This is a genomic window from Achromobacter sp. Root83, assembly GCF_001428845.1.
GTDB lineage: Bacteria > Pseudomonadota > Gammaproteobacteria > Burkholderiales > Burkholderiaceae_B > Achromobacter.
In genome coordinates this window covers 105345-117157 of record NZ_LMIU01000012.1, presented here as the reverse complement: position 1 = coordinate 117157, position 11813 = coordinate 105345, and the positions used below count along the sequence as shown (strand labels likewise).

Here is an 11813-nt window from a genome sequence, read left to right as displayed (position 1 = left end):
CGCTACAGCGTGACCAGGGTCTTGTCGACCGGCGTGAACGCATGCGTGCCGGCTGCGTAATCCCAGCGCTCGACATGGCACACCGGCGTCCCGTCCTGGTCCTGACGGGTGATCACACCCAGCGAATTGGGTATGCTGCCCCGCACGCGGTGCGAGCAGGCCGTGCCGGCCTGGACGATCCACCCGGCCGGACCCGAAGCAGTGGTCAGCGGCAGCACGTAGGGCAAGTGTATGTGACCGCCCAGCACCAGGTCGACGCCCGCCCGCGCCCACGCCGCCAGCGCGCGCTCGCGACCGATCAGCAGATTGGACAGATCCGATTCCACCTTGGCGCGCACCGGATGATGCGCCACCACGATTCGCAACTGACCGGGCCGCGCCTGGCGCAGCCGCTGGGCCACCCGATCGATCTGCGCGTCGGATATCTCTCCATCCTTGTGGCGGCGCGGACGCGTGGAGTTCACGCCGATGGCCAGCACGCCCGCGTTCTCGAACACGGGTTCGAGGATCGGACCTAGGGCCCGCTTGTAATTGCCGTAGGGGTTCAAGGCGCGCGCGAACACATTGAACAGCGGGATGTCGTGATTTCCTGGCACCGCCAGCACGGGCAGCGACAGGCGCTCGATGAACCTGCGGGCGGCGGCGAACTGCCCGCGCCGGGCCCGCTGCGTGATATCGCCGCTGAGTACGACCAGATCCGGCGCCAGCGAACGGGCAAGATCCAGCACGGCCTCGACCACGGGTTTGCGTTCCGTGCCGAAATGGGTATCGGATATATGCAGGATGCGCGTCATGAGCGATCCATCACGAGCGATCCAGATAGTCGGAGTCCGCCGGCACCACCAGCGGCAGCGATCCGGCGGCCACCTTGAATTCGAGCGGCGTATCCATCCAGGAAATCTCGCCATCCATCGCCACCTTGACCCTGCGCCGGCCGCGGACATGCACGGTCAAGCGGTCGAAGGCAAAGCTGATCACATGCTCGGCATCGCCCAGCCGGCTGAGCAGGCCGCGCAGCAGCAGGCCATACAGGGCCAGCGTGCCGACCGGCCGCGCGGCCATGGCGACCAGCCGGTTGCGGTCGAGTTCTTCGGAGGGGATGCCGATGTGTTCGAGCTGAAGCTTGTTGTTGCCCACCACCAGCGTGGGCGAGCGCAGGCTGCGCGCCTGCCCCTCGTATTCGAGCTGCAGACCGAGCTGGCGCGCCCCGCGCAGCAGCGTGACCAGTCCCGACCACAGCGCCACCCAGCGCCTGCGGCCGAAGCGCTGCTTGTAGGCTTCGCGGTCTTCGAGCAATTGCGGATACAGGCCCAGGCTGGCGTTGACAAGGAACAGCCTGCCGTTGAGCAGGCCGACTTGCACGGGCCGCACGCTGCCTTGCAGGAAACCGGTCAGCGCCTCTTGGGTATCCTGCGAAATCCCGTAGCGGCGGCCAAAATAATTGAAGGTGCCCTGCGGCAGGATGCCGAACGGCACGCCTTGGCCCAGCACCGTGCCCGCCACGGCATTCAGCGTGCCGTCGCCGCCTGCCGCGATGACCACGCCCTGCTCTTTCTGCGCGCGCGCGACGGCCTGGCGGGCCACGTCGGTCAGCCGGGACGGATCGTCCACGGGCATCAGTTCGTAGCGCCTGCCGGCTTCATCCAGGATGCGGCGGATCGTGTCCTGCAGGACCTGCGCGTCGCCGCGCCCCGATCCGGTATTGAGGACGATAAAAAGAGGTTCCTGTCCCGTGAGGGAGCGAGCCGCTGTTGCCGGACTCTGGTGGGATGGCGTCATGGGACAAACATACCCTATGCGGGCAGAGCGCCGCAAGAAGCCAGGCGGCGCGCGCTCCCGCGGACGGGGAGCGCGCGCCGCGCGGGTCAACGGCCGATGGCGTAGGCCTGCATCAGGCGCGGCGTGGCCGCCGCGTGCAGCAACCCGTCCGGATCGCGCGAAGCCGCGGTCAGGCGGCCCACCGACCACTCCGGCACCTGCTCGATCTGGTGCCCACGCTGGCGCAGGGCCTCGATCACCTCGGCGCCGAAACTGGCCTCCACCGCCAGATGTCCCGGCTTGCGGTCCCTGGGATAGAAGGACGTGGGGAAATGCATGGTGTGGGACATGGGCAGATCGATCGATTCCTGCAGGTTCAATCCATGATGCACATGGCGCAGGAAGAACAGGAGCTGCCACTGCTCCTGCTGGTCGCCGCCCGGCGTGCCGAACGCCAGGTAGGGCTTGCCGTCGCGCAGCGCGAGCGAGGGCGTGAGCGTCGTGCGCGGGCGCTTGCCCGGGGCCAGGGTGCCCGGCAACCCCTCTTCCAGCCAGAACATCTGGGCCCGGGTGTTCAGGCCGAAGCCCAGCTCCGGAATGACCGGCGAGGACTGGAACCAGCCGCCCGAGGGCGTGGCCGAGATCATGTTGCCCCAGCGGTCGATGACGTCCACATGCGTCGTGTCCCCGCGCTTGGCGGAGGCGCGCATGTCGGCAAGCGTCGGCTCGTTCGTGGCGCTGCCGGGCTCGCTGACCTTGGACAGGCGTTCGAGCGTGTCCATGACGCGCGCCACCTGGGCCTCGAAGCCGGGCACCTGGCCGGGAAGCAGGTCCTGCGAGGCGGCCTCGCCGATCAGCTTGCGGCGTTCCGCGTTGTACTCGTCCGATAGCAGATGGGCCAGCGGCACATCGATGAAGGCCGGATCGCCGTAATAGGCCTCGCGGTCCGCAAAGGCCAGCTTCATGGCCTCCGTGACGCGGTGGACGAATTCGGCGCTGGTCGGGCCGACGCCCGCCAGATCCATGTCTTTCAGGATGGCGAGCGTCTGCAGGAACACCGGCCCCTGGCTCCAGGCGCCGGCCTTGGCCACGGTGTAGCCGTGGTAATCGTAGGTCAGCGGCTTGTCGTAGCTGGCGGACCAGCCCGCCAGGTCGTCGGCCGTGATGACGCCGCGGTGGGTGGTTCCGCTTTCGTCCATGACGTCGGTGTTGCGGGCGAACCGGTCGATCTCTTCGGCGATGAAGCCGCGATAGAACGCGTCGCGGGCCGCCTCGATCTGGCGTTCTCGGTCAGCGCCCGCGCTCTCCGCCTGCTTGAGCACGCGGGTCCACGTTCTGGCCAGCGCCGGATTGCGGAACAGCTTGCGGGCTTCCGGAACCTTGCCGCCGGGCACATACACCTGGGCGGTCGTGGGCCAGTGCGTCTCGAAGAAATCCTTCAGGCCGGCGATGGTGTTGGAAATGCGCGGCATCAGCGCATGGCCGTGCTCGGCGTAATAGATGGCGGGTTCGAGCACGTCGCGCACGCGCATCGTGCCATGGTCGCGCAGCAGCAGCATCCAGGCGTCGAACGCCCCCGGAATGACGGTGGCCAGCAGGCCGTTGCCGGGGATGAGCTTGAGCCCTTCGGCGCGGTAGCGCTCCAGCGTGGCGGCGGCCGGCGTCGTGCCCTGGCCGCACAGCACTTCGACGCGGCCAGTGCGCGCGGAATAGAACACCGCGGGCACTTCGCCGGCCGGGCCGACGAGGTGCGGCTCGACCACCTGCAGCACGAACGCGGACGCGGCGCAGGCATCGAACGCGTTGCCGCCGCGCTCCAGCAGCGACATGCCGGCCGCGCTGGCCAGCCAATGCGTGGATGTCACGACACCGAAGGTGCCGAGAATTTCCGGGCGAGTCGTAAACATGGTGAATCCTGTGTGGAAAGGTGCCAGGCACCCAAATAACCAAAAAGGAGAGAGGCCGCAGCCTCCCCAGTCCCCCCTACAAAGCGCTCCCCATCCAGGGCGCCGCGGATCCGGCTCCGCCGGTCCGCAGACGCCGCCCCCTTGAGGGGGCCCGCGTTAGCGGGTAGGGGGTGGGCCCTATTTGACGCCCTTCAGGCGGATCAGGCCGTCGGGGTAAGGCACGAAGCCTTCCAGCTTCTTCTGCACGCCGAAGGTCCACGGCAGATAGAACAGGTAGACGATGGGACGCTGGTCCTGCATGGACGTCAGCACCTGCTCGTACATGGCGCGGCGCTTGGCGGTGTCGGCCTCGGCGCGCGCATCGTTCAGCAGCTTGTCCACGCCTGCGTCGCAGAACTTGCCATCGTTCAGGTTGCCCTTGCAGCTCAGGTACTGGTGGATATTGCCGCTGGGATCGACGCGGCCGGACCAGCCGCTCTGGCCGACTTCGAAGTCGCCGCGCGCGAGCGACGATTGCAGCGAGGCGAATTCGACAGGACGCAAGGTGATGTCGAAGCCCGCTTCGGCCCCCATGGCCTGCACCAGTTCGAACACCTGCTGCATGGTGGTGTTGTTGCCGAAGGTGATCTCGAACTTCACGCGGTCATAGCCGGCTTCCTTCAGCAGGGCCTGCGCCTTCTTGGGGTCTCGGCCCTTGCGCTCGAACGCCTTGTTGAAGGCGAAGCTGGCCGGCGGGAACGGCTGATAGGCGGGCTGGAACATGCCTTCGCCGATGACCTGGTTCAGCACGTCGCGGTCGATCGCCAGGTCCAACGCCTGGCGTACGCGCTTGTCCTTGGCCAAGGGGTTGTTGGCGCGCGCGCCGTTGCCCAGGTTGACCGAGATGGACTGGAAGCCCAGTCCGGTCACCGGCGCCAGCCGCAGGCTGGGGTCGTCCTTGACGGCCTTGGCATCGCTGGGCGCCACACGTTCGATGATGTCCAGGTCGCCGGCGCGCAGGTTGTTCAGGCGCACGGTGGTGTCGGGGATCGGCGTGTAGACCAGGCGGTCGAAGTGGTAATTGGCCGCATCCCAATGCTTGGGGAATTTCTCCAGCACGATGCGGTCATTCTGCACGCGCTCCTTGAACTGATACGGACCCGAGCACACGGGCTTGCCGCCGGGGTCCTTATCGAAGCTGGCGGGCGACATCATCATGCCCGCGCGGTCGGAAAGCTGGGACAGCAGCGAGGCGTCCGGCTCGGACAGGTTCAGCACGACGGTGTCGGCGTCCGGCGCATCCACGCTGGCGACGGTGGCCAGTTCGCTCTTGCGGTTGCTGTCGGGCAGGGTGCGGGCCCGGTCCAGGTTGGCCTTGACCGCAGCGGCGTTGACCGGGGTGCCGTCATGGAACACGGCGTCCGTGCGCAGCTTGAACGTCAGCGACTTGTGGTCCGGGCCGATCGTCCAGGATTGCGCGAGCTGCGGCACGATCTTCAGGTCGGGAGTGATCTCGACCAGTTTGTCGCACAGTGAGGCGAACACGATGCGGCCAACAAAGGTGCGGGCGCGCACGGGGTCCAGCACATCCGGGTCGTCCTGCAGCCCGATACGCAAGGTGGACTGAGCTTGCGCCAGTCCGCTGGCCAGCATTCCCGCCATGGCCATGGCGAGGCAAAGTTTACGCATGAATGATCTCCGTCGATTCAGGTCGGCCTGCTTCCCCACGCGCCGCCGGCGCACCGCCTGGCAAGGAGGAACAGGCCCCGAGCCGTGCTGCACCGCCGGGCCCATCCCCCCGTTGCGCACGTTCTTGTTGGATTCTGCGCCAGGCGCGCGGCGATTGTATAGACCGGCGGCTGTCGCGCCGCTAAATATACGCCTGGGACGGCCGCGTTGCGGACACGCGGTTCAGGGCAACCGGCACGGCGCCGAGAAATCGACGGCGGCGGCGACGGCGTCGCGCAAGCACGCGACCAGCGGGCGCGCGTCGTCCCGCCGGTATTGGAAGGCGTAAGGCAAGGCCGCCAGCCCGGGTTCGCCCTGCAGGACGCGCAGGCTGCCTTCGGCCTGGAGCGCGAGCGCCCAATGGGTGGGCAGCAGCCCCACCCCGGTGCCTTCGATCAGCAGGCCCACGATGGCGCCCCAGTTATTGCAGCAGAGGCGTTCGTCCACGGCTTCGCGGCCGGCCAGCCAGTCGTCGATGATGCGCGACGTGCCCGCACCTGCGGGCAGCGTCACGAGCGGCAGACGGGCCAGGAGCGCCGTCGTCATGCGGGTTTCCCCGTGCAGCACGGACGGGGCCGCGGCCCAGGAGAAGCGCGCCTCGCCGATCGGCGACGACGCAATGCCGACGCGCGACGAGCGCCCCGCGATCACGGCGAAGTCCAGCTCGCCGTCGGCCACGCGCTGCTCCAGCACCTGGCCGATGTCCACATACGGTTCCAGCACCAGTTCGGGATAGGCGGCGCGCACGACGCCGATCAGGCGCGGCAGCCAGGTCAGCGCGGTCAGTTCGCCCACGCCGAAGCGGCAACGCCCCCGCAGCCCGGGCGCTTCGGCCATGGACGCGCGGATCTGGTCGGCGGCGGCGAGCAGCTCGCGAGCCTGCGGCAGCAACCGCTGGCCCGCGTCGGTCAGCACGGCCTTGTGGCCGCTGCGGTCGAACAACGGCTGGCCCAGTGTTTCTTCAAGCTCGGTGATGCGCTTGGACAGCGAAGACACCGACAGGTGCAGGCGCTCGGCGGCCACGGCGAAACTCGCGCAGGTGGCGGCCCAGTAGAAGGCTTCGAGTTGCTTGAGGGTCATGCGCGCGTGCTGACCCGATAGGCGCAGCGGCGCGCGCCCGCCAGGATGTGCTCTTCGCGTTCGATCCGCACCGTCTCGCCCAGCACATTGCGGAACAGTGCCAGCTCGCTACGGCAAAAGCCCATACAGGCTTTCGCCGCGGAGCAGATGGGACAGTGGTTTTCGATAAAGACGAAATCAGCGCCGTCCTGGCGCAATTCGGCCATATAGCCTTCGGCGCAGCGCACGTCCACCAGGCGTTCGAGCCGCGCCTTCAGGCTCTTGGCGCCCAGCATGGCCTGGTGATAGCTGTTCAGCATGGCGCTTTCGCGGACCTGGATCAGCTTTTCGACGCCTTCGTCGCCGAACACCTGGCGCACGGCGCCTATCATCTGCACGGTCATTTCGGCATGGGTGTCCGGAAAGCGGCCGTGCCCGGCCTCGGTCAGGAACCAGATCTGGGTGGGCCGCCCCCGGCCCGCGCTATGGCTTTCGGAGTCGACCAGCCCGTCGGCATGCAGCCGGGTCATCTGCTGGCGCACCGCCTCGGCCGTCACATCCATGGCCCGGGCGATGACCGCGATGGACTGCGGCCCGCGCGTCTTCAAGGTCATGAGCACGCGGTCCGCGGGCTGATGCGGCACCCCGGCGGCGGGTTGGGACAGGCTGTCAGACATGGCGATGACGATGCTCCGAGAGTTTTCCTATGGTGCCATGAACGCAGGCGGGCGGTCAGCCGGCGGCGGGAGGCCCTGCGGCAGGCGGTCCTGTAGCAGCCGGTCCTGTAGCAGCCGGCCCCGTAGCAGCCGGCCCTGTAGCGGCCGGCGCCGGTTCCGGCGGCGCCTCCCAGCCTCCCCCTAGCGCCTTGTACAGCGCGATCAGGCGGGTGTAGGACTGGGCTTCGGCAACAGCCACGGCGTCCTGGGCGCGCAAAAGCGTACGCTGCGCGTCCAGCACGGTCAAATAAGGCGTGCTTCCTTCGCGGTAGCGCAGCCTGGCCAGCTCGGCCGCGCGCCCGCTGTGCGCGGCGGCCTGGGCCAGGTTGCCCAGGCGCTGCTGCGTCTGGCCAAACTCCGTCAGCGCCGACTCCAGTTCCTCCACCGCGCGCAGCACCGTCTGTTCGTAGCGCGCCACCTCGCCCTCCGAACGCGCAATGGCGCCGCGCTTGCGGGCCAGCGCCGTCGGCAGGTGGAAGGCCGGCCAGTTCACGCCCGCCGCCACGCCGAAACCCCGGCTGGCCGCGCTGCCGAAATCGGCCCCGCGCAGCGCGACAAAGCCCAGAAAGCCGCCCAGGTCGATCCGGGGATACAGCTCAGCCGTGGCCACGCCCACGTCCGCGTTGGCCGCGGCCATGTTCCGTTCGGCCGCCAGCACGTCCGGACGGCGGGACAGCAAGGCGCCCGCATCGCCGATCGGCAGGCGGGCCGTCAAGGGAGCCAGCGGCTTGCCCGCGTCCAGCTCGCCCAGTTCGACGGGCCTCAAGCCGGCCAGCACCGCGATGCGGTACTGCGCCAGCCGCCTGGCCGTCACTTGCACCGGCACGCTCGCCAATACGGTTTCCAGCTCGGCCCGCGCGCTGGCCAGATCGCCTTCGTCGCCGCGCCCCGCCGCCACCATCGCCTCGGTCACGCGCAGGCTGTCGCGCTGGCTGTCCAGGTTGGCGCGCGCCACGACCAGGCGGCGTTCCGCGCCACGCAGCTCAAAGTAGTTGCGGGCCACTTCGGCCGCCACCACGATGCGCGTCTGGGCAAGATCGGCGGCCTGCGCCCCGCTGCGGGCGGCTGCGCCTTCGGCCGACCGGCGCAGCCTGCCGAACAGGTCCAACTCCCAGCTTGCGTCAAAGCCGGCCCGGTAGCTTTCGGCCAGGTTGCGCTGCCCCGCGACGCCGGGATTGGCCTGCGACAGGCTGCGCTCATAGCGGCCGTCCAGGGTCACCGCCGGCAACTGGTCCAGTTCTTTCTCATCGAGCACCGCGCGGGATTCGGCAAGCCGGGCCTGGGCAATGCGGATGTCGTGATTGCGGGCCAGCGCCAGGCCGATCAGCCGGTCGAGCTGCGGATCCTGCAACTGCTTCCACCAGTCGCGCTGTAGCTGGTCCGTGGAGAACAGCGCCTGCTCGGGGCTGGCCAGGACGACAGGCGCCGGCCGGGGCTTGCGGTAATCGGGCCCGACCGCGCAGCCGGCGGCGGCCAGCGCGGCCAGCAGCGCCAGGGCGCCGCGGCGCAGCCGTGTGTAGAGATGAAACCTATTCATGGTCGATTCCTCAAGGCTGGGCGGACACGGCGGCGGCTTGCGCATCGCCGGCCTCGGCCCGCGCCAGTTCGCGGGCGCGCGGCGTGTCGTTGGCCGCCCGGTGATCCCGCGCGAACACGGTGTAGACGGTGGGCAGCACGAACAGCGTGAAGAGCGTGCCCACCAGCAGGCCCACCACGATGACCAGCCCCAGGCTGTAGCGGCTGTGGGCGCCCGCGCCGCTGGCGAACAGCAGCGGGATCAGCCCCATCACCATGGCGGCCGTGGTCATCAGGATGGGACGCAGGCGAATGCGCGCGGCCTGTTCCATGGCGGCACGCCGGTCCAATCCGTGGCTGACCTGCATCTCGTTGGCGAACTCCACCATCAGGATGCCGTGCTTGCTGATCAGGCCGATCAGCGTCACCAGGCCGATCTGTGTGTAAATGTTGACGGTGGCCATGCCCAGCGCCAGCGGGATCAGGGCGCCGCAGATGGACATGGGCACGCTCACCAGGATGATGAACGGGTCGCGCAGGCTTTCGTACTGCGCGGCCAGCACCAGGTAGATCACGATGATGGCGAAGATGAAGGTGATCATCAGCGCCGAGCCCTCCTGGCTGAACTGGCGCGCATCCGATTGCCAGTCGTAGCTGAAGCCGGCGGGCAGGGTCTGCGCCTGCCTGGCCAGGAATTGCACGGCGTCGCCCATGGTGACGCCCGGCATGGGGATCGCCTGGAACGTGGCGGCGTTCAACTGATTGAACTGGGTCAGCTTGTTGGGTTCGACGCCCATCGACACCGTCACCAGGTTGGATAGCGGAACCTGCGCCCCGCTGGCGCTCTTGACGTGGTACTGCGCCAGCGCCTCGGGCGAGATGCGCTGTTCGCGCAGGCTTTGCGGAATGACGTCGTAGGAGCGCCCGTCCATGCCGAAGCGGTTGACGTAGTTCTCGCCCACCAGCACCGCCAGCGTGTCGCCGATCGCCTTCATGGTGACGCCCAGGCTGTTGGCCTTGGCCCGGTCGACCTTCATCCGCACGACGGGATTGTTGTAGTCCAGGTCGCTGTCCACCACCATGAACAGGCCGCTTTCGCGCGCCGCTTTTTTCACGCCTTCCATGGCCTCGTAGACCACGGCGTAATCCGACGCGCTCATCAGGACCATCTGCACCGGCAGCCCACCGGTGGACCCCGGCAGGGACGGCAATTGAAAGGCGAAGATGTTGCTGCCTTCGATCTGGTTGGCCATGGACTGCATGTCGGCCTGGATCTCGTCGGCGGAACGCTTGCGGTCCTGCCAATCCACAAAGTCCACGCCGCCGATGCTGTTGGACACGCCTTCGGATCCGTTGATCAGCCAGCGTCCCTTTTGCTCGGGCAGGGTCTTCATGACGTCGTCCCACTTCTGGCCGAACTTTTCGACGTAATCGATGTTGGCCTGCTGCGGCGACTTGATCGCCGTCAGCACGGTGGACTGGTCTTCCACCGGCGCCAGCTCCCGCTGAGCGGCGTTGTACAGGAACGGCAGGCTGATCAGCACGGCCACCGCGATCAGACCGGTCACCCAGCGATGATGCAGCGACACGTCCAGCACGCGGCCGTAGGCATCGCCCAGGCGCCCGAAGAAGTGTTCCGCCCGGCGCGCCATCCAGCCCTCGGACACGCGGCTGTTCAACAGGTACGAGCTCATCACCGGCGACAGGGTCAGCGCGATCACGCCCGACACGACCACCGCGCCCGCCAGCGTGAACGCGAATTCCTTGAAGAGCGATCCCGTCAGCCCCCCCATCAGGCCGATCGGCGCATAGACCGCCGCCAGCGTGATGGTCATGGCGATCACCGGCCCGGCCACTTCGCGGGCGCCGATCAGGGCGGCGCGCACGGGCGACTTGCCCTCCTCGATGTGGCGGTGCACGTTTTCCACGACGACGATGGCGTCGTCCACCACCAGCCCGATGGCCAGCACCATGGCCAGCAGGGTCAGCAGGTTCACGCTGAAGCCGAACAGCGCCATGATGGCCGCGCCGCCCAGCATGGACAGCGGGATGGTCACCACGGGGACCAGCACGGCGCGCAGCGATCCCAGGCACAGGAATATCACCGCCACCACGATGGCGATGGCCTCCAGCAGCGTGCGGGTCACGCCGTCGATCGACGCGCTGATGAAGCGCGCCAGCTCGAACGGCACCTGCACGCTGGTGCCGGGAGGCAGGTTCTGCTTGATGCCGGGCAGCAGTTCATTCAGGCGCTTCACGATGACCAGGGGATTGCCCACCGGCGTGGCGTTCAGGCCGAAGTACACCGCCGGCTCGCCGTCCATCAGGCCGCTGGAATCCGCGGAAGCCGCCCCCAGTTCCACCGTGGCCACATCGCCCAGCCGGACGATCGCACCGCCCTCGCGCTTGACGACCAGGTCGCGGAATTCCGCCACGTTGACCAGGTCCGTGTTGATCTGGATGTTGGAGACCACGTACAGGCCCTTGGCCTGCCCGGGCGCGGCCTGCACGTTGTTCTCGCGCAGCGCGTCGGCCAGTTCGCCGGCGGAAATGCCTCGGGCCGCCATGCGGTTCGGGTCGAGCCAGACCCGCATCGCAAGCTTCTGCCCGCCGTACAGCTCCACGCTGGCCACGCCGTCGATGGACGAGAGCTGCGGCTGCACCACGCGCGACAGGTAGTCGGTCAGCGCCGCGAGCGACATATTCGTGCTGGAAAAGCCCATGTAGGCGACCGCTGTCGCCTCGCCCGCCGACTTGACGAGCACCGGGTCGTAGACGTCCTGCGGCAGGCGGTACTTGACCTCGTTGACCTTGGCCATCACCTCGGTCATGGCCTTGTTGGAGTCGGCGTTCAGCTTCATCCGCACCGTGATCACGCTACGGCCCTGGGTGGACGACGAGGACAGATAGTCGATGCCCTCCACCGATGCCACGGACTGCGCGATGGGTTGCGTCACGAAGCCCTGCATCAGATCGGGCGAGGCGCCGGGATACTGGGTGGTGATGGTGATGGTGGTGCTTTCGGTCAGCGGGTACTGCCGCACGGGCAGCCCGCTCAGCGCCTTGATGCCCAGCAAGAGGATCAGCGTGCTGACCACCAGGGCCAGCACCGGCCGGCGCACGAAGAGATCGGTGAATTTCATGTCAGCCT

8 protein-coding genes are annotated in these 11813 nt (G+C 68.0%); all 8 read right to left on the bottom strand.

Features of this window, described 5'->3' with window-relative positions:
• Positions 1-2: 2 nt before the first annotated feature.
• On the bottom strand, positions 3-794 hold the full coding sequence (locus ASE30_RS12890) for a metallophosphoesterase (RefSeq protein ID WP_057284703.1): 792 nt from the start codon (positions 792-794) through the stop codon (positions 3-5).
• A gap of 10 nt (positions 795-804) precedes the next feature.
• A complete protein-coding gene (locus tag ASE30_RS12885; protein WP_057284702.1) occupies positions 805-1779 on the bottom strand; it encodes a diacylglycerol kinase family protein in 975 nt (324 codons plus the stop codon).
• An 86-nt stretch (positions 1780-1865) separates the two neighbouring features.
• Positions 1866-3665: a gamma-glutamyltransferase family protein gene (locus ASE30_RS12880; RefSeq protein WP_057284701.1), complete on the bottom strand. Its 1800-nt coding sequence runs from the start codon at positions 3663-3665 to the stop codon at positions 1866-1868.
• Between the two features lie 177 nt (positions 3666-3842).
• The gene (locus ASE30_RS12875) at positions 3843-5333 is read right to left on the bottom strand and encodes an ABC transporter substrate-binding protein (RefSeq protein ID WP_057284700.1); all 1491 of its coding nucleotides are present in this window, start codon (positions 5331-5333) and stop codon (positions 3843-3845) included.
• A 222-nt stretch (positions 5334-5555) separates the two neighbouring features.
• Positions 5556-6452, bottom strand: a complete 897-nt coding sequence (locus ASE30_RS12870) for a LysR family transcriptional regulator (protein ID WP_057284699.1) — start codon at positions 6450-6452, stop codon at positions 5556-5558.
• On the bottom strand, positions 6449-7108 hold the full coding sequence (locus tag ASE30_RS12865) for a metalloregulator ArsR/SmtB family transcription factor (protein WP_057284698.1): 660 nt from the start codon (positions 7106-7108) through the stop codon (positions 6449-6451). Before ASE30_RS12865 ends, ASE30_RS12870 begins: the two co-directional genes overlap by 4 nt.
• 55 nt (positions 7109-7163) lie before the next feature.
• Complete coding sequence (locus tag ASE30_RS12860) at positions 7164-8684, bottom strand: efflux transporter outer membrane subunit (protein WP_057284697.1); 1521 nt, start codon at positions 8682-8684, stop codon at positions 7164-7166.
• 10 nt (positions 8685-8694) lie between these two features.
• Positions 8695-11805: a MexW/MexI family multidrug efflux RND transporter permease subunit gene (locus ASE30_RS12855; protein ID WP_057284696.1), complete on the bottom strand. Its 3111-nt coding sequence runs from the start codon at positions 11803-11805 to the stop codon at positions 8695-8697.
• Positions 11806-11813 lie beyond the last annotated feature (8 nt).